The organism is Pseudomonadota bacterium (genome assembly GCA_013285445.1).
Classification (GTDB): Bacteria; Pseudomonadota; Gammaproteobacteria; order Xanthomonadales; family Wenzhouxiangellaceae; genus Wenzhouxiangella.
The window spans coordinates 2,188,114-2,209,097 of sequence record CP053448.1; the positions used below are offsets into that span (position 1 = coordinate 2,188,114).

Here is a 20,984-nt window from a genome sequence, read left to right on the forward strand (position 1 = left end):
AGAAACCTGGTGATCCTCAACCAGGCCGCCAACTACCTCACGGTCGGCTTCGCCAATGCCTTCAATCGGAAGTTCGAATCAGTCACGCTGATCACCGGCAGCGTCCACGTGCAGGGCGAAGAGCTCGACGACGACATCCGAGTGCACACGATCAACCGCTGGCATGAGCGTCCGGCTCTAAAGAAAGCCCTGTCCTACGCTTTGGGACTGCTGCGTATGTGGTGGCTGCTGATGATTCGCTACCGGCGCCACGAGGTGCTTTTTGTCTCGGTTCCGCCCATGGGCTACTTACTGAACCTGGTCCTACCGCACCGTTTCAGCATGGTGATCTGGGACATTTACCCAGACACTCTCCGCATTACCGGCATGAGGGAGTCGCATCCGATCTACCGCATTTGGGCCCGGCTTAACCGTCGCTCGTTTGGCAAGGCTTATCGTCTATACACCATCAGCGAGGTGATGGCGGATGCACTATCAAAGTATGTTGACCGCGAGCGACTCGTAATCCAGCCGATCTGGTCCATCTTCCAGGGTGACGAACGGATACCAGTGGATCGCAATCGATTCCTCAAGGAACTGGTCCTCGGGAAACGCTTCATCGTGCAGTATTCGGGGAACATAGGCCTCACACACAATGTCGAGCTGTTGGTCGACATTGCCGAACGGCTGCACGATCGACCCGATATCCTTTTCCAGATCATTGGCCGAGGCCCACGGGAGCCGTGCATTCGGCGGCTGGTCGATGAACGCGGGCTTTCAAACGTGCAGATGCTGCCGTTTCAATCGGACGAGATGTTTCCGCACTCGCTGTCGGCTGCTGATCTTGGCGTAGTTATTCTCAACGACCGCGTCAGCCAGGGCTCGGTGCCGAGTAAGGCATTCAACCTGATGAGTTTCGGTGTGCCTTCGCTTTACGTCTCTTCCCCAGACAGCCAGTTGGCGCGCTACGCGGAGAAGTACGGCCATGCCCGCTGTCTCAGCCACGAGCAGCTCGACGAGATCGTTGACTTTATTATCGAGATAGCTTCCCAACCCGACCTTCGCGAAACCATGAGTGAGCGGGCGATGTTGGCCGCTGAGGATTTCCGGCGGGACAATGCAGATCGTTTTGCCACAGCCTATTTCCAGGAACCTGCACAAGCCACATGAATCGGATACTCTCCGACAATCTCAAGAACCTTCGCGGCTGGCGCACGCCCAGAAAGCTTATAGCCTTTGCTGTGGATGACTACGCCAACGTGCGGGTGGCCTCCAGGGAAGCCCGTCAGAGGCTAATCGATGCCGGGCTGGACTTGTCCCATCAGATGGACCGATATGACGCCCTGGAGACCCGGCAGGACCTGGAAGCTCTGTTCGAAGTGCTGGACTCAGTTTGTGACAGTCGGGATCGTCCAGCAAAGTTCACGGCCTACGCGCTGTCGGCCAACCCCGATTTTGCGCGAATTCGTGCTGACGGCCAGCACTATCACGGTGAAACGGTTCCGGCAACCTTCTCCCGCATGGAGGCTGAGCAGCCGGCGGCCTACCAGGGCGCCTGGGCACTGTGGCAGGAAGGCATGGAGCGGGGGCTGCTGCAGCCGCAGTTCCACGGGCGGGAACACCTGAACGTGGAACTGTTCGAGCACAAGCTGAGATCGGGCGCCCCGGACCTGCTCGCCAACGTGGAGCAGGACAGTCTGACCGGCATCGCTGGTGATCCGGCGATGCCCGGCGTGGGTTTCACGCATGCCTTCGGGCTTCACGACGGTGCCGCCCTGCCCGGCCATCGCGAGATTCTGACGGACGGTTTGGATCGATTCGAAGAAGTCTGGGGATTTCGCTCGAAAACCTTCACACCGCCGGCCCAGAAGCTGCACCCCGCACTGCATGAAACAGCCGAATCCGGTGGCGTCGTGTCCATCGATAAACCATTCCGCTGCACCAGAGCAATGGGCGACGGCACATCTCGCCGCGAAGTCAACCATAGTGGCCGTCAGCGTGAGCAAAATCATGTCACCGTGGTCCGCAATGTCGTCTTCGAACCCGGCAAGGATATGGGCTTCGATCCGGTTAAGCGCGCGCTGCAACAGGTTGCTGCGGCCTTTCGCTGGCACAAGCCAGCCATCATCAGCTCGCACCGGGTCAATTTCTGCGGCCACCTCGACGAAGCGAATCGAAAGCGTGGGCTTGAGGATTTGCGAAAGCTTCTCGAGAAGATCACCGCGCGATGGCCTGATATCGAATTCGTCAGCGTGGATGAGTTGGTAGAACATCTGGATCAGCCCGCATGACGCCGATCCGGCGCCTTCTCTACCTGGGCTACTATTTCCGGAAGATGAACTGGCCGCTGTTGCTGCGCTTCATGGACCATGTTCGCGAGCACCACGGCATCGGTCGGGGGCGGCAGGCTGCGGCGCTTGTGATCGATTCCTTGCGCTACAACATCTCACCGCTGGAGTGGTACCAATTCGGCTTCGTTTCGATGACATCGGCGGAAAAGGCCACGTGGGCTGGCACCGGGACCATGTACGAGTTCCAGCTGCGCGCGAATCCATCCGAACACCGCGAAGTGCTCAATGACAAGCGTCGGTTCTACAAGGCCTTTGGTCAGTTCTTTCGTCATAAGCTGCTCGATCGCAAAGCGCTTGAGCAAGAACCCCAACGCGCTCGAGAACTGCTCGGTGAAAATGAGAAACTGGTCTTCAAGGAATCGACCGGCAACTGCGGCGTCAGCGTACACATCGTGCCCACCAGTGATCTGGACGCTGATTCACTGGCCAACTGGATGCGCGAGAACGACTACGACATGGTCGAGACCTTCGCCCGACAGCATGACGCGCTTCAGGCGCTTTCTCCATCCGGTGTCAATACGGTTCGGATCTTCACTCTGGTCACCGAATCGGGCGAATACAGGTTGCTGGGTTGCCGGTTGCGCATCTCAGTCGATTCACACGTAGACAACCTGGCAGCCGGCAACCTGGCGGCGCCCATCGATGCCGAGACCGGGCGTGTGAACGGGCCCGGCGTGTATTCCGACATCACGCGCGCCCCGGAAAAGATCCATCCGCGCACAGGGGTGCCAATCGAGGGATTCCAAGTGCCCTTCTGGAAGGAAACGCTGGATATGGTGCGGGAGGCCAGTCTGCTGCATCCCGAGAATCGATCGATCGGCTGGGATGTGGTCGTAACGCCTGAAGGGCCGGGCCTGATCGAGGGCAATCATGACTGGTGCAAGCTGGTGTGGCAGTTGCCGGTTCATCGCGGCCTCAAATTCATGCTTGACTCGGACGAACGAGCACCTCGGTCCAAAGAGCCGTAGTCAACTTGAGCGTTTTTTTTACCCCTGTTTCTAATGGGCTGCCACCGGCATTGGTCACATACGGCTGGTGCCGCTCCGCATACACCGTAGTCCGCTCGCTGGCGCGCCGAGGTGTCGAGGTGCATGTGGCGGACAGCTCAAGACTGGCGATGTGCCGATTTTCCCGGTTTGCGCGCAGTTTTACCCGCCTGCCGGATTTTTACTCTGAGCCTGTGGCCTATATCGAAGCACTGGCTGCAGCGATGGAACGAACCGGCGCGGAAGTTCTGCTGCCGTGCTTCGAGGACGTTGAATTGGTGATTCGGCACTGGGATGCCCTGCCCCGCGCAACTCGAGTCGCCATGCCTGCCATGAGCGACTGGGCCGTGGCCGAGGACAAGCTCAACTACCTGGCTCGGGTTGGTGCGGCGGGCTGTCCGGTGCCACGTACCTGGCAGGTTTCCAACAGGGCGGAGCTGGACTCGATCGCCGCCCAGGTCGACTACCCGGTGCTCGTCAAGGTGCGAATGGGCAACGGGGCGCGCGGCGTGGAAATCGTCGATTCTCCCACTGAACTGAAAGACAGCCTCCTGGCTATGGTGGATACCTACGAACTGGCTCAGCATCGCTGGCCCATTATTCAGGAGCGGCTTGCAGGGCGAAAGTTCAAGCTTGACGGCGTCTTCTGCAATGGCGAACCCGTCGGGATGTCGCCATTCGAGATCCTGCGCTGCAAGGGGGCCGGCAAGTTCGGGACATCCACGTTTCGCCGTAGCGTTGATGAACCGACGGTCGTCGAGCACGCCACCACCGCGCTACGCGCGCTCAATTGGCACGGCATGTTCAATACAGACTGGATCTGCGATGATCATGGTGTTCCCCATCTAATTGACATCAACGGCCGGCTCAGCGGCGGGGTGGCGGTGCCGTATGAGGCCGGTATGGATCTGCCCTGGTTGTGGTATCAAGTATCCGCAGGTCTGGAGCCCGATGCCAATCTACAGACTTGCGCCGGCGTGCCGGTCCGCTGGCTCCTGGGGGATGCAATCGCTTTCGTGGAGCACGTTGGCGCCGGCAAACTTCGCGAGGCCCTTGGCATGCTCAAACCGGTACGCGGCTGCCGCCACGATGATTTTGTCTGGAGCGATCCGCTGCCGCTTGTCGGGGAAGCGCTGGACTATTTTGCGAAGTTCCTTGGCGCGCGGGGTTCGGTGCGGCCTATGACCAAGGGGATGGTGCGATAGGCGGCAAAGGCACTAGGCTCAAGGAACAAGGGGAAAGGGCACTTCTTTGTTTGCGGTCGTGAAGACGCTTTCGTTGCTAGTGTATCCACTGGGTATCGTGATGGTGCTGCTTGTGTTTGCCCTCGCACTCCTGCTCTGGGGCAGGCGGCGCCTTGGGATCGGCTTGCTAACGGGAAGCATTTTGCTCCTGTGGGTGTTTTCTATGCCCGCAGTCGGAAACTGGCTGGTCTGGCAGCTGGAGCGAGAGTGGTCCTATGTTGCTGTTGAGGAGCTACCGCGTGCTGACGCGGTGGTCGTATTGGGCGGTGCGTTCAGTTCCGGCAATGGTCAATGGACCTACCCCAGCGCCGGCGGCACTGTGGATCGGTACTGGCACGCGGCGCGGATATACCACGCCGATAGGGCGCCACTCGTGATCGTCAGCGGCGGCCGACAACCTCATCTGAGTGGAGGCATGACCGAGGCTGAGTCCGGGGCTCTGTTTTTGGGAGACATGGGCATCCCAGAAGAAGCGCTGATCCTGGACAAGGCCTCGCTGACCACGGCTGAACACTTCGATAATCTGCGTGAGATCATGCGGACGCGAGAGATTCGCACTTTGTTGGTCGTGACCTCCGCCAGTCACATGCAGCGCTCTTTAGCAACGCTTGGTCGATTGGATGTGCGCCTGACGCCAGTCGCCACCGACTTCAGCGCCATCGAGGATCCGCCCTTCATCCTGCGTGACTGGCTGCCGGCGGTGTCCGGCCTGTCGCGAAGCACGCGGGCATTTCACGAGCTTCTTGGCCTGTGGTACTACCGCCTCACGGGTCGGGCCTGAGTTGCTCACTCTCATGCTGACACAAGGACAGTCACTGACTACATGAGCAAGAAAGCACTATTAACGGGAATTACCGGCCAGGACGGCGCCTATCTTACGGAATTCTTGCTGGGCAAGGGTTACGAAGTTCATGGGATCAAGCGCCGGGCATCTTCCTTCAACACCCACCGCATCGACCACCTCTACCAGGACCCGCACGAGCCCAATCCCAGGCTGGTGCTGCACTACGGCGACCTGACCGACTCAACCAACCTCATCCGCGTCGTGCAGGAAGTCCAGCCCGACGAAATTTACAACCTGGGCGCCCAGAGCCACGTGGCGGTGTCCTTCGAAAGCCCCGAATACACCGCCAACAGCGATGCCTTGGGCACGCTGCGGCTGCTCGAGGCCATTCGCATCCTGGGACTGGAAGACAAGGTGCGCTTCTACCAGGCCTCCACCTCGGAGATGTTCGGCAAGGTGCAGGAAACGCCCCAGCGCGAGACCACGCCCTTCTACCCGCGCTCGCCCTACGGCGCGGCCAAGCTCTACGGGCACTGGATTACCGTCAACTACCGCGAGTCCTACGGCCTGTATGCCTGCAGCGGCATCCTGTTCAACCACGAATCCCCCCGGCGCGGCGAGACCTTCGTCACCCGCAAGATCACCCGCGCCCTGGCGCGCATCTACTTAGGCCTGGACGAGCGCCTGTACCTGGGCAACCTCAACGCCCTGCGCGACTGGGGCCACGCCCGCGACTACGTGGAAGCGCAGTGGCTGATGCTGCAGCAGAACCAGCCCGAGGACTACGTCATCGCCACGGGTGAGCAGCATTCGGTGCGCGATTTCGTCAACGCCGCCGCCGCCCGCCTGGACATGCAGATCGACTGGCGCGGCAGCGGCCCGGAAGAACACGGCGTGCTCGCCAGCGCGCCCGAGGACTGCGCCGCCGAACCGGGCACGCGCATCGTCGCGGTGGACCCGCGCTACTTCCGCCCCGCTGAGGTCGACACCCTGCTCGGCGACCCGAGCAAGGCGCGTGAGAAGCTGGGCTGGCAGCCGAAGACCACATTCGACGAACTGGTCTCGGAAATGGTGGAAAAGGATCTTGAGCGCGCCCGGCGCGACGCACTGATCGAAAGAGAAGGCTACCGCGCCTACCGTTTCAAGGAATGAATGTGGTTGAAGGAAAAAGGCGAAAGGTGAAAGGGCAAATGGGTGAACGGGTTAACGGGGTAATGGGTTAACGGGGGAGCGGGGGCAAGTTAAAGGATGAACAATCAATGACGAATGGTTTAAACCTTATGCAGACTGATGATCGTGTTTTTGTCGCCGGTGCCAGGGGGATGGTGGGGAGTGCCATCTGCCGGGCACTGGAAGCTCAGGGGTTCGAGAATGTGCTGGCTCCGACGCGGTCGGAGCTGGATCTGGGGGATCAGGCTGCAGTCGGCAACTGGTTTGCCGAAAACCGGCCCGAATTCGTCTTCCTGGCCGCCGCCAAGGTCGGCGGCATCCACGCCAACGACACCTACCCGGCCGAGTTCATTTACGACAACCTGGTCATCGAGACTAACGTCATCCACTCGGCCTGGAAGCATGGGGTCAAAAAGCTTTGTTTTTTGGGCTCGTCGTGCATCTACCCCAAGCACGCCCGACAGCCGATGAACGAAGACCAGCTGCTCACCGGCCCGCTGGAGCCCACAAACGAGTGGTACGCCATCGCCAAGATCGCCGGCATCAAACTGTGCCAGGCCTACCGGCGCCAGTACGGCTTCGACGCCATCAGCCTGATGCCCACCAACCTGTACGGCCCCGGCGACAACTTCCATCCGAAGAACTCGCATGTTTTGCCGGCTCTGATCCGGCGTTTCCATGAAGCGAAGGAAGAGGCCCGGGAAGAAGTTGTTATTTGGGGCACTGGGACACCTCTACGGGAGTTCTTGCATGTCGACGATCTGGCCGATGCCTGCCTGTTTCTGATGAACAGCTATTCATCGGAACAGATCGTCAATATTGGCGTCGGTGAAGATATTGCCATCCTCGACCTGGCGCGGCTGGTAGCCGACGTGGTGGGATTCGAGGGGAAGATTCTTACCGATTCTTCGAAGCCGGACGGAACGCCTCGCAAACTTCTGGACGTTGCGCGTTTGCAGGAGCTTGGTTGGAGCGCCTCGATCGGGTTGCGGGAAGGTGTACGGGAGACGTATGAGTGGTTTTTGGCGAATCGGGAAAGAGCCAGGATGTAGGCGAAAGGCAAGACGTGAAAGGGGGAACGGGTTAATGGGTTAATGAGAGGTCGATGCTCCATCTATGCTTTGAGTTATCTGCCCGCTCTTCCTTCAAATGAACTGATCCGTTACTAACACGGTGCTTGATGTGGTTGCTTTTAGTCTGGTGGCATGGCTGTAAGGGACCAGGATGTTTTCGGCTGCATTAAGTTGCTGCTCGCGACTCGCTTCGGATAGGCAGCCGGTAACTAGGCTCAAGACCCGGGGTTGCTCATTGGCTTCAAATGACAGCTCTTCGCCTTCTTTCAGGTTGATCTGTCGGATGCGAAATTCTTTGCAGTCCGCAATGGTGCGTTGGCCGCGTTGGGTGAAAGTTGGCTGAGGGTCGGGTTCGATGTCGTTGAAGTCGATGGATTGGAGGCTTTCGGTCACGTGCAGGTCTCTCGGTTTGCCGTCCAGGCCTACCCTGCCCCAGTCGTACACCCGGTATGTGGTGTCGGAATTCTGCTGGATTTCAAGGATCAGGTTGCCGGCATCGATGGCATGCAGGCGGCCAGATTCGAGCAGCATGGCTTGGCCGTCGGAGACATCGAATCGGTGCAACAGGGGTTCGAGCGCCTCTTCGGCGATGGCCTGTTCGAATTGCGTCCTGGAGATGTCGGGCTTCAGGCCTACGATCAACGCGGCACCTGGTTCTGAGTTGGCGATATACCAGCACTCTGTTTTAGGCTCACCGCCCAGTTTTTCTGCTACCGCCTTTGGCGGGTGGACCTGGAGGCTCAGTCGTTGGCTGCAGTCCAGCCATTTGACCAGCACGGGAAAGGGCTGCTTGCGGTCGTAACCCGGGCCCATGATGGCTTCGGATTCGTCCTCCATCAGCTCTCGCAGAGTATTTCCGGTGGCCGAGTCCACCGACTGGGCTTCGGGGCGATCGACGATCTCCCAGGATTCACCGATGGGCTCCGTGCCCGGCAATTGCCGGCCCAGCGCGGTTTCGAACGACCGGCCGCCCCAGACGCGGGTTTGGTAGATGGGTTTGAATTTCAGTAGGTGCATGATTTGTCCCCTTGGTGCCTGGGCGAGATGGTAGCGGGGGTGAGGCTAAAGGATCAAGGTGAAAGGTAAAAAGATGTTGGATTTGATTAATCGGGATGAGGAGTTGTTCGGGTCTGACGTTCGGGCGCGGGAGGGGGAGTTGTCGGCGCTTGTGGCTGAGTCTCGATTTCTTGTGATTGGGGGTGCGGGCTCTATTGGGCAGGCGGTGGTCAAGGAGATCTTTCGGAGGAACCCGAGAGTGCTTCATGTAGTCGACATATCCGAAAACAACATGGTCGAGCTGGTGCGGGATCTGCGGTCTTCGCTGGGGTATATCGACGGGGATTTTCGGACCTTTGCCATTGACTGTGGGGCGCGTGAGTTTGCGGCGTTGATGGCCGCGGGTGACGGGTACGACTATGTGCTGAATCTTTCGGCACTCAAGCACGTGCGCTCGGAGAAGGATCCGTTCACGCTGATGCGGATGATCGAGGTGAACGTGTTCAATACGGTGGCCACGCTGGCGCAAGCGCGCGAGCGCGGGGCGAGCAAGTATTTCTGTGTTTCGACCGACAAGGCGGCCAACCCGGTGAACATGATGGGGGCGAGCAAGCGGATCATGGAGATGTTCCTGATGCGGGAGAGCCGCACCCTGCCCGTCTCCACGGCGCGCTTTGCCAACGTGGCGTTTTCTGATGGGTCGCTGCTGCACGGCTTCAACCAGCGCCTGGCCAAGCGCCAGCCGATTGCCGCGCCCAACGACGTGCGGCGCTATTTCATCACGCCTAAGGAGTCGGGTGAGTTGTGCCTGATGTCGTGCCTGCTGGGCGAGAATCGGGACATCTTCTTCCCCAAGCTCTCCGAGGCGCTGCATCTGACGCGCTTTTCGGATATTGCGGTGCGCTACCTGGAAGCGCGCGGGTTCGAGCCCTACGAGTGCGACAGCGAGGACGAGGCGCGGGACAGGGCCGAGGAGTTGATTGCCGACGGGAAGTGGCCGGTGTATTTCTTCAAGAGCGATACGACGGGGGAGAAGGATTTCGAGGAATTTTATACGGGGGAAGAAGACATTGACTGGGGGCGGTTTGAGACGATTGGGGTGATTCGGAATCCGGTCGAGTTTGACGAGGCCATGCTGAATCATTTTGTGGAATGTATCGAGGGGATGCGGGCGCGTGGGGCTTGGGAGAAAGCGGAGATTGTTGAGCTTTTTAGTGAAATGATTCCGGAGTTTCGGCACCTGGAGACGGGGAAGTATCTGGATTCAAAAATGTAGGTTGAAGGCGAAAGGAACAAGGCTAAAGGGAAAAGGAAAAAGGTGAAAGGTTAAGGGGCTAAAGGCGAAAGGGGAAGGAGGCCAAAGGCTCAAGGTCTGAGGGGGAAAGGTCCCAAGGGAAAACGGGTTAATGGGGAACGGACGAGCGTTGAACGGTGAAAGGCGGAAGGCTGAGGGAGGAATTTTGGGTGCGGGGATCAGGGGAGTTCGTTGATTGAGTGGGTGAAGGGGTTGATGATGGTCAGGTTGTTGATGGTGTGTTCGGGTTGAAGGTCTTCGGATAGCAGGTACTGGCATTTGGCGCGTTGGGCTGCGGCGAGTATCAGGATATCCCACCAGGAGTAGTTGGTCTGGTCTTCCAGTGCCCAGGCGAGCTCCATCACTTCCAGGTCGATGTCGACGGGCTGCCATGTATGGAGGTCACGTATATCGGCACGCGCTTTCTCCGGCGGGAGGCCGGGTTCGAGTTTGCGGGTGACAACTTGATAGTATTCCTTGAGCACTTGTGTGCTAATTCGCCCGGATCGCGTATTCCACAGGTGTCGCAGCCAGTCACGCGCCACGCTGTGTTTTTGAGAATGGCCGGGGTCGCAGGCGTAGACCAGGATATTGGTATCAACGAAGCAGATCGCGGTCATACAGGCTCTCGCGCGTGGGGTAGGCTTTTCCGGGTTTGGTCAGGGGGCTGCGTTGGCGGCTGAAGAAGCGGTCGGCAGCGGCATCGAGTCTGGATTCGCGCTGGCGGTATTCGGCCAGCATTTCTCCAACCAGGCGCGACACGCTGGTGTTGCGACGCGCGGCTTCCATGCGGGCCCAGCGAGCGGTTTCGGGATCAAGGGTGATAGTGACGTTCTTCATGACACGAAGTTCGTGGGGCACGGGGTTAGTGTAAGGGCGCGGGTGGGAGAGTGCAAGGTGAAGGGAGCTAGGCGAAGGGGGTCAGGAGAAAGGGGAAAGGAAAAGCGGGTTCCGGCTTCGCCTGCGGCTACGCCGTGACAGGTCCGGGTTCCGGGCCGTGACGGGTTACGCTTTACGGTTTACGGTTTGCGGAGGCAATGCGGTACGGAATACATCGGGTTGCGGGTTCGCAACAGTTCGGACTGATGTCCGGCATTTCCCAATCGCTGGCCGGCCGCTCGGCATTTCTGGAATTGTTGCCCTTGAGCCAGTCGGAGCTGGATGCCGGTGAATTGGCCCCGGCGGGGCTTTACTCCCGGATTCATGCGGGTGGTTACCCTGCCCTGTTCGACCGGCCGCTTGTACGGCGTCACTGGTTCCCTGCTTATGTGACGGCCTACGTGGAAAGAGACGTGCGCCAGTTGATCAAGGTAATGGATCTCGATACCTTCCAGCGTTTTGTCCGGCTCTGTGCCGGGCGCAGTTGTCCGTCGCGGATGCGACCGCGACCTACGCATTCGGTGCCACCGTCACGGTCGATGCCCGCGGGTGGGCACCGGTGCCATCGTCACGGCCGATGCCCGCATGTAGGTCGGGGCCGCGTCCCCGACGGGCGAGGCTTGAGATCGGTGTGGTGGTTGATGCGATGTCGTCCGTCGCGGATGCGACCGCGACCTACGCATTCGGTGCCACCGTCACGGGCGATGCCCGCGAGTGGGCACCGGTGCCATCGTCACGGACGATGCCATTGCGAACCCACCCCGCATGTAGGTCGGGGCCGCGTCCCCGACGGGCGAGGCTTGAGATCGGTGTGGTGGTTGATGCGATGTCGTCCGTCGCGGATGCGACCGCGACCTACGCATTCGGTGCCACCGTCACGGGCGATGCCATTGCGAACCCGGCCCGCGTGTAGGTCGGGGCCGCGTCCCCGACGGGCGAGGTGGGGAACCGGAACGCGCAGCGGGGCAACCCCCAACCCGCGCATTCGGTGCCACCGTCACGGGCGATGCCCGCGGGTGGGTCGGGGCCGCGTCCCCGACGGGCGAGGTGGGGAATCGGAACGCGTGGCGGGACAACCCCCAACCCGCGCATTCGGCGGCACCGTCACGGCCGATGCCCGCGTGTAGTCGGGGCCGCGTCCCCGACGGGCGAGGCTTGAGATCGGTGTGGTGGTTGATGCGATGTCGTCCGTCGCGGATGCGACCGCGACCTACGCATTCGGTGCCACCGTCACGGTCGATGCCCGCGGGTGGGCACCGGTGCCATCGTCACGGACGATGCCATTGCGAACCCGGCCCGCATGTAGGTCGGGGCCGCGCCCCCGACGGGCGAGGTGGGGAACCGGAACGCGTGGCGGGACAACCCCCAACCCGCGCATTTGGCGGCACCATCACGGCCGATGCCCGCATGTAGGTCGGGGCCGCGTCCCCGACGGGCGAGGTGGGGAATCGGAACGCGTGGCGGGACAACCCCCAACCCGCGCATTCGGCGGCACCATCACGGACGATGCCCGCGTGTAGGTCGGGGCCGCGTCCCCGACGGACGAGGCTTGAGATCGGTGTGGTGGTTGATGCGATGTCGTCCGTCGCGGATGCGACCGCGACCTACGCATTCGGTGCCACCGTCACGGGCGATGCCCGCGGGTGGGCACCGGTGCCATCGTCACGGACGATGCCATTGCGAACCCACCCCGCATGTAGGTCGGGGCCGCGTCCCCGACGGGCGAGGCTTGAGATCGGTGTGGTGGTTGATGCGATGTCGTCCGTCGCGGATGCGACCGCGACCTACGCATTCGGCGGCACCGTCACGGGCGATGCCCGCGGGTGGGCACCGGTGCCATCGTCACGGACGATGCCATTGCGAACCCACCCCGCGTGTAGGTCGGGGCCGCGTCCCCGACGGGCGAGGCTTGAGATCGGTGTGGTGGTTGATGCGATGTCGTCTACGCATTCGGTGCCACCGTCACGGGCGATGCCCGCGGGTGGGCACCGGTGCCATCGTCACGGACGATGCCATTGCGAACCCGGCCCGCGTGTAGGTCGGGGCCGCGTCCCCGACGGGCGAGGTGGGGAACCGGAACGCGCGGCGGGACAACCCCAACCCGCGCATTCGGCGGCACCATCACGGGCGATGCCCGCGTGTAGGTCGGGGCCGCGTCCCCGACGGGCGAGGTGGGGAATCGGAACGCGTGGCGGGACAACCCCCAACCCGCGCATTTGGCGGCACCGCCACGGGCGATGCCCGCATGTAGGTCGGGGCCGCGTCCCCGACGGACGAGGCTTGAGATCGGTGTGGTGGTTGATGCGATGTCGTCCGTCGCGGATGCGACCGCGACCTACGCATTCGGTGCCACCGTCACGGGCGATGCCCGCGGGTGGGCACCGGTGCCATCGTCACGGACGATGCCATTGCGAACCCACCCCGCATGTAGGTCGGGGCCGCGTCCCCGACGGGCGAGGCTTGAGATCGGTGTGGTGGTTGATGCGATGTCGTCCGTCGCGGATGCGACCGCGACCTACGCGCGCTAGATCGAGTCGCTTCGCCTCACCTCCGATCAGGCGGAGGGTTTTGCTAGAAGGCTGGCCGGGAGAGTGGCGCTTTAGAGAAGGTATCAGGAAGAAGCGACGGGTTACGGGTTACGGGTTCCGGGAGCCGTTTGTTTACGGCTGGACTCTGGTTCGTGTAAAATACGACTCACTATGAGTCATATTTTTTGTCATGAGTACTGAAATTGAAACACGCGTAGCGGCGACGGTTGCCGGACAGACTCCCAAGGCCATTCGGCAGGAGTTTCAGCGGGTACTGAAGCGATCTGCTGTTTCCGCGGGCCGTGCCCGTCTGCAGCTCAGCTTCCGGGATGTGATTTACTTCTGTTTCAAAAAAGAACTGGAGCAGGAAGGCATCAGTGTAGGCCCTGACGAGCGGCGCGAGCTGTATTCCGTTTTCAGGCGCAATGTGGCGCATTCGGGTCGCTGGAGACGCGACGGACAACAACTGAAGCGGAGCGGAAACGTTCCCGTTGTCTTCGATCTCGGTCCAATCATCAACCGATCAAGCTCGGAGCTACGCGCCTACAGGCTGGGTTCGACCCGCATCGAGCGCAATCCTGAGATCTGCGGTGGCCAGCCGGTTTTCCGGGGTACGCGAGTGCCGGTCCAGCAGGTGGTCGAGCAGATCCGGCAAGGGGTGCCGGTTGAGCAACTTCGCGAAGACTATCCGGCGCTGGATCGTGCAGCACTTTCCTATGCTGCGCTGAAAGCCCGTATGGGCAACGACCCAGGGCGTCCTCCTGGCCGTTTGCAGATCAGACGTGCTGCCGGTGAAGCTGCTGATTGACGAAAACCTGTCCCCGCTTCTTGCGCAATGGGCCAACCAGGCAGGATTTCCCTCACAAGCAGTCAGGGATGCAGGCCTTATGGGGCAACCGGATATCCACGTCTGGCAGCACGCCTGGCGATATGACCAGGTCGTTGTCACACTGAATATGGGTGATTTCCTCAACCTGGCGCGTAATATCGAACTCCACCCCGGAGTGATTGCGCTACGCGAAGCTGGGCTCAGCCGTGAAGACCAATGGCAACGCCTTTGCCAGGCGCTGGAATGGGCAGACGACCGCTGTGGCGGTGACCTTGTCAACAAGGTGCTGGAAGTGTGTGGTGACGGTGACCTGGAGATACATGACGTGCCTTGACGAGCGATGCATGAAAATGGCGTTAGGGTTCTTTAAAAAGGGTTTCAGGAAGAAGCGACGGGTTACGGGTTACGGGTTACGGGGTTCAGCTTTTGGGGACGAAGCCGGTTTTCAGGCCGAAGATTTCGGCGATGTTGTTCAGTGTGGTGACGGTGGGGTTGCCTTTGCCGGATTCGATTTGGCGCAGGGCCTGTACGCTGATGCCGCGGTGGCGGGCGAATTCGGGTTGGGTGAGGCCGCTGATGTGACGCATTCGGCGGACGGCTTCGCCGATTTCGATGCGGCCACTGGCCAGATCGCGGTGGAGTTGGTTGAGTTGCTCGCGGGCTTGTTGCGGATCGGGTCTGGCTGGATTGCGCGGCATGTCAGTTCAACCTCGCCAGGGACTCGGCCTGGGCGTCGATGGATGGTTTGCAGGCTTTGATGATTTCGGCATCGACGCCTGCATTGGCGGCCAGATCAGCCAGTTGCCCGATTTGTTCGGCAAACTGTTTTAGTGACTGCACCAGATCCCGCCGTTCTGCATCGTCCAGTTCCAGATGCGCAACGATCTCCGGCCACTCGCGCAGGTTGCGGCCATCAGCATCGACCCAGTGAAGCGCTCGCGGGATGAGTTCGGGGTCACGATACATCGGCGCGAAGTCAAACAGGGGCGTCAGCCGGATGCTGCCGTCGGCTCGCCGCTGAACGGCATGGTTGCGGGCATGGTTGTCGGTGTTGCGCAGGGCGCGATTGAGAACGTCGCGCTTTATGAATTCGCGGGTGTCGGCTTCGGGGGCGTCGGAATGACGCCGCAGTGCTTCGAGCAGGCGGTTCAGGTTGGCGGGCACGCCAAACCCTTGCAAGCCCGCCAGGCTGGCCAGGCTCTCCTGCGCCAGGCGCTGGACGCCTTCGCGGGTGACCCGGCGGTCAAATCTTGGCAGCAGCAACCAGCGACCGTGCTGTTCAATCCTCTCGGCGGCGTAAACATCGAGTCCGCAGGCGGCCGCCACGCGCAGGTAAGCCGCTTCGTTGCGAAGAATCAGTTCGTCGTCACGGTGACGACCGCGCGGCCCTTTGACCAGCCAGTGAGAGCCCGCCCGTTCATCCGGCAGGGCCAGGTCGGGGTGCAAACGGCCTTCAGGGTCCATGGTCAACAAGAATTTGGGCGCCATGCCCTGAACGCCCGTTGTGCCCGAGGCCAGCATGGAATGCGTGGCCAGATACTCCACCACCGCTTCTTTACGATCGGCAAGCTCGCGAAAGCTGAAGCCCGCATCGGCGCCGGCCGGTGGCGGGTTCCGTCGGGCGTGGTCGGCCTGGAAAGCCACGGCCTGATCGATGCGCAGTGCGCCGATGGGGTTGAAGGCACCGTTTAGCAGCAGCGGCAGGGCCAGGCCGTCGTGATCGCGAAGGTCGAGCAGCTGCACAAGAAGGCGCCTGCCCTGCCCCTGCGGCACCAGATCGTAGAGAAATGCCGGCATCCTGGGCCTGGGGTCATTGCCGAGATCGGTGATCAGCCTCACCGGCAGCGTCAGCGAAACCGGCCAGGGGTCGGGGTCGCCGAATACGTAGTCCGGCAGGTACTCCACGCGAGCGTGCTCGTCAGCCAGCGGCTCGATGCGGGCAGCGGGTATCCAGCGGCCGTCGCAGTGGATCTGGATGATGGGTTGGGTCATGGGGGGAGTTTATCATTTATTTTGATGGGTAAATAGACGCACCCGGATCGCTATTTGGGTGTTTAAATGAAGGTTTCAGGCAAAATAAGGGGTTACGGGTTCGGGGTTCGGGCGCGGGGGGGGGGCTGCGCCGCGGTCTGGACTGAACGCGTTTTGTATATTACAGTCATATACAAATGATTGACTGGACTCGGGTCAAGGGATTCGACTGGGATGCCGGGAATGCCCGCAAGAGCGTGGACAAGCATGGTGTCAGCCAGTCACAGGCCGAACAGGTGTTTTTCGGCCAGCCATTGTTGATTGCACCCGACACTCAGCACAGCGAAGAAGAGCGGCGCTGGCATGCCCTGGGGCAAACGCTGGACCAGCGGTTCTTGCACGTGACGTTCACGCTTCGCGAAGCGGGCACATTGATTCGCGTGATTTCGGCGCGGCCAATGCATCGGAAGGAGAGACAGCACTATGCCAAAGCACATCAAGCGCCCACCGGAATTCAAGACGGAAGCTGAGGAGCGGGCTTTCTGGGAATCGCACGATTCCAGTGAGTACGTGGACTGGAGCCGGGCGCGATCGGTGCGCATGCCGAACCTGAAGCCGTCGACGAAGACGATTTCGCTTCGCCTGCCCGAGTCGTTGCTCGAGCGCATCAAGATCGAGGCCAACAAGCGGGATATGCCTTATCAGAGTTTGATCAAGGCCTGGTTGGCGGAGGATGTTGAAAACAGGTCTTAGGTTTCAGAGTAACCGGTGTTCCGGGTTCCGGGTTTGTCGTATGGCTCCGGCTGTGAATCGGCGACCCGGAAAAGTCGTCCGTCGCGGATGCGACCGCGACCTACGCATTCGGCGGCACCGTCACCAACGGTGCCCGCGTGTAGGTCGGGGCCGCGTCCCCGACGGACGAGGTGGGGAATCGGAACGCGTGGCGGGACAACCCCCAACCCGCGCATTCGGCGGCACCGTCACCAACGGTGCCCGCGTGTAGGTCGGGGCCGCGTCCCCGACGGGCGAGGTGGGGAATCGGAACGCGCGGCGGGACAACCCCCAACCCGCGCATTCGGCGGCACCATCACCAACAGCGCCCGCGTGTAGGTCGGGGCCGCGTCCCCGACGGACGAGGTGGGGAATCGGAACGCGCGGCGGGACAACCCCCAACCCGCGAATTCGGCGGCACCGTCACGGCCGATGCCCACGGGTGGGCACCGGTGCCATCGTCACGGGCGATGCCATTGCGAACCCGGCCCGCGTGTAGGGCGAGGTGGGGAATCGGAACGCGCGGCGGGCCAAATCCCCAACCTGAGCGCGGCGCACGCATGAGATCGGTGTGGTGGTTGATGCGATGTCGTCCGTCGCGGATGCGACCGCGACCTACGCATTCGGCGGCACCATCACCAACAGCGCCCGCGTGTAGGTCGGGGCCGCGTCCCCGACGGACGAGGTGGGGAATCGGAACGCGCGGCGGGACAACCCCCAACCCGCGAATTCGGCGGCACCGTCACGGCCGATGCCCACGGGTGGGCACCGGTGCCATCGTCACGGGCGATGCCCGCGTGTAGGTCGGGGCCGCGTCCCCGACGGACGAGGTGGGGAATCGGAACGCGTGGCGGGACAACCCCCAACCCGCCCATTCGGCGGCACCATCACGGGCGATGCCCGCGTGTAGGTCGGGGCCGCGTCCCCGACGGGCGAGGTGGGGAATCGGAACGCGTGGCGGGACAACCCCCAACCCGCCCATTCGGCGGCACCATCACCAACAGCGCCCGCGTGTAGGTCGGGGCCGCGTCCCCGACGGGCGAGGTGGGGAATCGGAACGCGCGGCGGGACAACCCCCAACCCGCGCATTCGGCGGCACCATCACCAACAGCGCCCGCGTGTAGGTCGGGGCCGCGTCCCCGACGGACGAGGTGGGGAATCGGAACGCGCGGCGGGCCAAATCCCCAACCTGAGCGCGGCGCACGCATGAGATCGGTGTGGTGGTTGATGCGATGTCGTCCGTCGCGGATGCGACCGCGACCTACGCATTCGGCGGCACCATCACCAACGGTGCCCGCGTGTAGGTCGGGGCCGCGTCCCCGACGGACGAGGTGGGGAATCGGATCGCGCGGCGGGCCAAATCCCCAACCTGAGCGCGGCGCACGCATGAGATCGGTGTGGTGGTTGATGCGATGTCGTCCGTCGCGGATGCGACCGCGACCTACGCATTTGGTGCCAACATCACGAATGGTGGCCGTGGGTGGGTCGGGGCCGCGTCCCCGACGGGCGAGGTGGGGAATCGGAACGCGTGGCGGGACAACCCCCAACCCGCCCATTCGGCGGCACCATCACCAACAGCGCCCGCGTGTAGGTCGGGGCCGCGTCCCCGACGGACGAGGTGGGGAATCGGAACGCGTGGCGGGACAAATCCCCAACCTGAGCGCGGCGCACGCATGAGATCGGTGTGGTGGTTGATGCGATGTCGTCCGTCGCGGATGCGACCGCGACCTACGCATTTGGTGCCAACATCACGAATGGTGGCCGTGGGTGGGTCGGGGCCGCGTCCCCGACGGGCGAGGCATGAGATCGGTGTTGTGGTTGATGCGATGTCGTCCGTCGCGGATGCGACCGCGACCTACGCATTCTGTGTCAACATCACGAAAGATGGCCGTGGTATGCGCGAGGCCAAAGGCGAAAGGAAAAGATCAGGTGAGTACTGAGGAGTTTGGGCTGGCGCTGATTGAGTTCGTGCGTGCGGAGTATCGCACTGACGAATTCATTCCTTTGCATATTCCGCGGCTTGGGGGGCGGGAGCGGGAACTTGTTGCCGATGCTGTGGAGTCTTCGTTTGTTTCTTCAGTGGGACGGTATGGGGTGGAGTTCGAGGCGGCTGTGGCGGAGTATACGGGGGCGCCGTTTGCAGTTGCGGTGATGAACGGGACGGCGGCGCTGCATCTTTGCCTGGTGTTGGCGGGGGTACAGCGCGATGAAGAGGTGATTACGCAGGCGGTCACCTTCGTGGCCACTTGCAATGCGATTCGGTATTGCCATGCGCACCCGGTGCTGGTGGATATCGAGCGCCCTACCCTGGGCATGTCGCCGGACAGTCTCGAGCGCTGGCTGGAGGCGAATGCTGAGTTGGGGGATGACGGCCTGTGCCGCAATCGCTCGACCGGGCGGATCATTCGGGCCTGTGTGCCGATGCATTCGTTCGGGCATCCGGTGCGCATCGAGCGCATCGCCGAGATCTGCAAGCGCTTTGGCCTGGTACTGATCGAGGATGCGGCCGAGTCACTCGGCAGCTTTTATCGGGGCAAGCACACCGGGCTGGTGGGGGATCTGGCGGCGCTGAGTTTTAACGGCAACAAGATCATCACCACCGGCGGCGGCGGGATGATTCTCACGCGCGACGAGGGGCTGGCCGAGCGGGCGCGACATTTGAGCACGACGGCCAAGGTGGCGCATCGCTGGGACTATTTTCACGACGAGGTGGGCTACAACTACCGCATGCCGGCGCTCAACGCCGCCCTGGGCTGCGCGCAGATGGCGTCACTGCCCGGCTTCGTGGCGGCCAAGCGGGCGCTGGCCGAGCGGTATCGGGCCTGGTTTGTCGAAACCGACTATGAATTCGTCATGGAACCCGAGGGGGCGGCGTCGAATTACTGGTTGAATGCGTTTTTTGCCCGGGATCGGGGGGAGCGGGATACCTTGCTGGAAGTGACCAACGAGGCCGGGGTGATGACGCGGCCGGTTTGGGTGCCGATGCATCGGTTGCCGGCGTTTGAGGGGTGTCAGGCGGCGGGCCTGGAGACTTCGGAGTGGGTGGCAGAGCGGTTGGTGAATTTGCCGTCGTGGCCAGAAGACGAAAAGCGGTAGGTCGCGGTCGCATCCGCGACGGGTCGGGGTTATCCCGTCGTGCGTGCCGGTTCCGAATCTTGTCCGTCGGGGACGCGGCCCCGACCTACCCGCGGGCCGGATGCGTAGGTCGCGGTCGCATCCGCGACGGGTCGGGGTTATCCCGTCGTGCGTGCCGGTTCCGAATCTTGTCTGTCGGGGACGCGGCTCCGACCTACCCGCGGGCCGGATGCGTAGGTCGCGGTCTTTGACCTTGCACCCATTTTCCCATGTCGTTAAGATAGATCCGGCATTGGCGATGCATTTATCTTCGGTATGGGAGGGATTGTGAAAGCCGTCATTCAAGCAGGGGGCAAGGGGACTCGGCTGCGGCCGTATACGCTGATTCTTCCCAAGCCGATGATGCCGGTCGGCGAGCTGCCGGTGATCGAGCTGTTGATGAAGTGGTTGCGGCGCAACGGCATTGCCGAGGTGATCGTGACCACGGGCTATCTCGGACATTTGCTCAAGTCTTTGTGTGGCGATGGCTCGCACTGGGATATGCAGATCACCTACAGCGAGGAAAGCCAGCCGCTGGGCACCGTGGGTGCCCTGGATCTGGTGCGCGATCATCTCGACGACAGTTTCCTGGTGCTCAACGGCGACCTGATCACCGACATGAACCTGCGCTCGTTCATTCACTTCCACAAGTCGCACGGCGACCTGCTCACCGTTGGCACCACCCAGAAGCAAGTGCACGTCGACATGGGCGTGATCGAAACCGATGACGACCGCATCATTGATTTTCGCGAAAAGCCGACCCTGTCCTATACCGTCAACATGGGCATATACTGCATGGAACCGGGCATACTGGAGCTGATTCCTTCCGGCGTGCCCTTCGGGTTCGATGATCTGATGTACCAGATGCTCGACAACGGCCAGCGGGCCCGGGCTTACCGTCACGACGGACAATGGCTGGACATCGGCCGTCCGGAAGACTTCACTTGCGCGCAGGAAATGTCCGATGGCGAGGACTTTCCGATGCGCGGAACGTGATTCCGCGCAAGACTTGTCA

Annotated in this window: 19 protein-coding genes and 1 pseudogene; 15 read left to right on the top strand and 5 right to left on the bottom strand. The window is 61.8% G+C overall.

What is annotated here, in order from left to right:
* Nucleotides 1-9 precede the first annotated feature (9 nt).
* The 7 genes from HND55_09890 to HND55_09920 all read left to right on the top strand — a co-directional run bounded on the left by HND55_09890 (nucleotide 10) and on the right by HND55_09920 (nucleotide 7,566).
* Nucleotides 10-1,149, top strand: a complete 1,140-nt coding sequence (locus HND55_09890) for a glycosyltransferase family 4 protein (GenBank protein ID QKK02927.1) — start codon at nucleotides 10-12, stop codon at nucleotides 1,147-1,149.
* A gap of 350 nt (nucleotides 1,150-1,499) precedes the next feature.
* Nucleotides 1,500-2,270, top strand: a complete 771-nt coding sequence (locus HND55_09895) for a hypothetical protein (GenBank protein QKK02928.1) — start codon at nucleotides 1,500-1,502, stop codon at nucleotides 2,268-2,270.
* On the top strand, nucleotides 2,267-3,298 hold the full coding sequence (locus tag HND55_09900) for a hexapeptide transferase (GenBank protein ID QKK02929.1): 1,032 nt from the start codon (nucleotides 2,267-2,269) through the stop codon (nucleotides 3,296-3,298). Before HND55_09895 ends, HND55_09900 begins: the two co-directional genes overlap by 4 nt.
* Nucleotides 3,299-3,303: 5 nt before the next feature.
* Nucleotides 3,304-4,521 (top strand): ATP-grasp domain-containing protein, encoded by a 1,218-nt coding sequence (locus HND55_09905; protein ID QKK02930.1) that lies wholly within the window; start codon nucleotides 3,304-3,306, stop codon nucleotides 4,519-4,521.
* Between the two features lie 58 nt (nucleotides 4,522-4,579).
* Nucleotides 4,580-5,341: a YdcF family protein gene (locus tag HND55_09910; GenBank protein ID QKK02931.1), complete on the top strand. Its 762-nt coding sequence runs from the start codon at nucleotides 4,580-4,582 to the stop codon at nucleotides 5,339-5,341.
* A gap of 42 nt (nucleotides 5,342-5,383) precedes the next feature.
* On the top strand, nucleotides 5,384-6,496 hold the full coding sequence (gmd, locus tag HND55_09915; protein QKK02932.1) for a GDP-mannose 4,6-dehydratase: 1,113 nt from the start codon (nucleotides 5,384-5,386) through the stop codon (nucleotides 6,494-6,496).
* A gap of 128 nt (nucleotides 6,497-6,624) precedes the next feature.
* On the top strand, nucleotides 6,625-7,566 hold the full coding sequence (locus HND55_09920; GenBank protein ID QKK02933.1) for a GDP-L-fucose synthase: 942 nt from the start codon (nucleotides 6,625-6,627) through the stop codon (nucleotides 7,564-7,566).
* Nucleotides 7,567-7,659: 93 nt separating this feature from the next.
* On the opposite strand, the gene HND55_09925 is transcribed toward HND55_09920, so the two are convergent.
* Nucleotides 7,660-8,607 (bottom strand): class I mannose-6-phosphate isomerase, encoded by a 948-nt coding sequence (locus HND55_09925; protein QKK04071.1) that lies wholly within the window; start codon nucleotides 8,605-8,607, stop codon nucleotides 7,660-7,662.
* Nucleotides 8,608-8,677: 70 nt separating this feature from the next.
* On the opposite strand from HND55_09925, the gene HND55_09930 reads away from it, so the two are divergent.
* Entirely contained in the window at nucleotides 8,678-9,859 is a 1,182-nt protein-coding gene (locus HND55_09930) for a UDP-N-acetylglucosamine 4,6-dehydratase (GenBank protein ID QKK04072.1), read from the top strand.
* A gap of 197 nt (nucleotides 9,860-10,056) precedes the next feature.
* Here HND55_09930 and HND55_09935 read toward each other — a convergent pair whose 3' ends face one another.
* Both HND55_09935 and HND55_09940 read right to left on the bottom strand, forming a co-directional pair.
* Entirely contained in the window at nucleotides 10,057-10,497 is a 441-nt protein-coding gene (locus tag HND55_09935; GenBank protein ID QKK02934.1) for a PIN domain-containing protein, read from the bottom strand.
* Nucleotides 10,475-10,717 carry a hypothetical protein gene (locus tag HND55_09940; GenBank protein ID QKK02935.1) on the bottom strand — a complete coding sequence of 81 codons (243 nt, stop codon included), beginning with the start codon at nucleotides 10,715-10,717 and terminating at the stop codon, nucleotides 10,475-10,477. The genes HND55_09935 and HND55_09940 overlap by 23 nt, the downstream gene beginning before the upstream one ends.
* Before the next feature lie 218 nt (nucleotides 10,718-10,935).
* On the opposite strand from HND55_09940, the pseudogene HND55_09945 reads away from it, so the two are divergent.
* The 3 genes and pseudogenes from HND55_09945 to HND55_09955 all read left to right on the top strand — a co-directional run bounded on the left by HND55_09945 (nucleotide 10,936) and on the right by HND55_09955 (nucleotide 14,447).
* A pseudogene (locus tag HND55_09945) lies at nucleotides 10,936-11,241 on the top strand (ATP-binding protein).
* A 2,233-nt stretch (nucleotides 11,242-13,474) separates the two neighbouring features.
* A complete protein-coding gene (locus tag HND55_09950; GenBank protein QKK02936.1) occupies nucleotides 13,475-14,092 on the top strand; it encodes a DUF433 domain-containing protein in 618 nt (205 codons plus the stop codon).
* Complete coding sequence (locus HND55_09955) at nucleotides 14,070-14,447, top strand: DUF5615 family PIN-like protein (protein ID QKK04073.1); 378 nt, start codon at nucleotides 14,070-14,072, stop codon at nucleotides 14,445-14,447. Before HND55_09950 ends, HND55_09955 begins: the two co-directional genes overlap by 23 nt.
* 85 nt (nucleotides 14,448-14,532) lie before the next feature.
* Here the strand turns inward: HND55_09955 and HND55_09960 are convergent, their stop codons facing one another.
* Entirely contained in the window at nucleotides 14,533-14,811 is a 279-nt protein-coding gene (locus HND55_09960) for a helix-turn-helix transcriptional regulator (GenBank protein ID QKK02937.1), read from the bottom strand.
* Between the two features lies 1 nt (nucleotide 14,812).
* Complete coding sequence (locus HND55_09965; GenBank protein QKK02938.1) at nucleotides 14,813-16,105, bottom strand: type II toxin-antitoxin system HipA family toxin; 1,293 nt, start codon at nucleotides 16,103-16,105, stop codon at nucleotides 14,813-14,815.
* Nucleotides 16,106-16,281: 176 nt separating this feature from the next.
* Between HND55_09965 and HND55_09970 the strand changes: the two genes are divergently transcribed.
* The 4 genes from HND55_09970 (at nucleotide 16,282) to HND55_09985 (ending at nucleotide 20,965) form a co-directional block, all read left to right on the top strand.
* A complete protein-coding gene (locus HND55_09970; GenBank protein ID QKK02939.1) occupies nucleotides 16,282-16,614 on the top strand; it encodes a BrnT family toxin in 333 nt (110 codons plus the stop codon).
* On the top strand, nucleotides 16,568-16,837 hold the full coding sequence (locus HND55_09975) for a hypothetical protein (GenBank protein QKK02940.1): 270 nt from the start codon (nucleotides 16,568-16,570) through the stop codon (nucleotides 16,835-16,837). The genes HND55_09970 and HND55_09975 overlap by 47 nt, the downstream gene beginning before the upstream one ends.
* 1,902 nt (nucleotides 16,838-18,739) lie before the next feature.
* Nucleotides 18,740-19,951, top strand: coding sequence for a LegC family aminotransferase (locus tag HND55_09980; GenBank protein ID QKK02941.1), 1,212 nt, complete (start codon nucleotides 18,740-18,742; stop codon nucleotides 19,949-19,951).
* A gap of 306 nt (nucleotides 19,952-20,257) precedes the next feature.
* Nucleotides 20,258-20,965: an NTP transferase domain-containing protein gene (locus HND55_09985; protein ID QKK02942.1), complete on the top strand. Its 708-nt coding sequence runs from the start codon at nucleotides 20,258-20,260 to the stop codon at nucleotides 20,963-20,965.
* Nucleotides 20,966-20,984: the final 19 nt, after the last annotated feature.

Bases quoted from the DNA above. Each gene is read 5' to 3' on its own strand.
- HND55_09895 (QKK02928.1), top strand. From the start codon at position 1,500: ATGGAGGCTGAGCAGCCGGCGGCCTACCAGGGCGCCTGGGCACTGTGG.
- HND55_09920 (QKK02933.1), top strand. From the start codon at position 6,625: ATGCAGACTGATGATCGTGTTTTTGTCGCCGGTGCCAGGGGGATGGTG.
- HND55_09960 (QKK02937.1), bottom strand. From the start codon at position 14,811: ATGCCGCGCAATCCAGCCAGACCCGATCCGCAACAAGCCCGCGAGCAA.
- HND55_09975 (QKK02940.1), top strand. From the start codon at position 16,568: ATGCCAAAGCACATCAAGCGCCCACCGGAATTCAAGACGGAAGCTGAG.
- HND55_09930 (QKK04072.1), top strand. From the start codon at position 8,678: ATGTTGGATTTGATTAATCGGGATGAGGAGTTGTTCGGGTCTGACGTT.
- HND55_09965 (QKK02938.1), bottom strand. From the start codon at position 16,105: ATGACCCAACCCATCATCCAGATCCACTGCGACGGCCGCTGGATACCC.
- HND55_09935 (QKK02934.1), bottom strand. From the start codon at position 10,497: ATGACCGCGATCTGCTTCGTTGATACCAATATCCTGGTCTACGCCTGC.
- HND55_09900 (QKK02929.1), top strand. From the start codon at position 2,267: ATGACGCCGATCCGGCGCCTTCTCTACCTGGGCTACTATTTCCGGAAG.
- gmd (QKK02932.1), top strand. From the start codon at position 5,384: ATGAGCAAGAAAGCACTATTAACGGGAATTACCGGCCAGGACGGCGCC.
- HND55_09950 (QKK02936.1), top strand. From the start codon at position 13,475: ATGAGTACTGAAATTGAAACACGCGTAGCGGCGACGGTTGCCGGACAG.
- HND55_09980 (QKK02941.1), top strand. From the start codon at position 18,740: ATGGCCGTGGTATGCGCGAGGCCAAAGGCGAAAGGAAAAGATCAGGTG.
- HND55_09940 (QKK02935.1), bottom strand. From the start codon at position 10,717: ATGAAGAACGTCACTATCACCCTTGATCCCGAAACCGCTCGCTGGGCC.
- HND55_09970 (QKK02939.1), top strand. From the start codon at position 16,282: ATGATTGACTGGACTCGGGTCAAGGGATTCGACTGGGATGCCGGGAAT.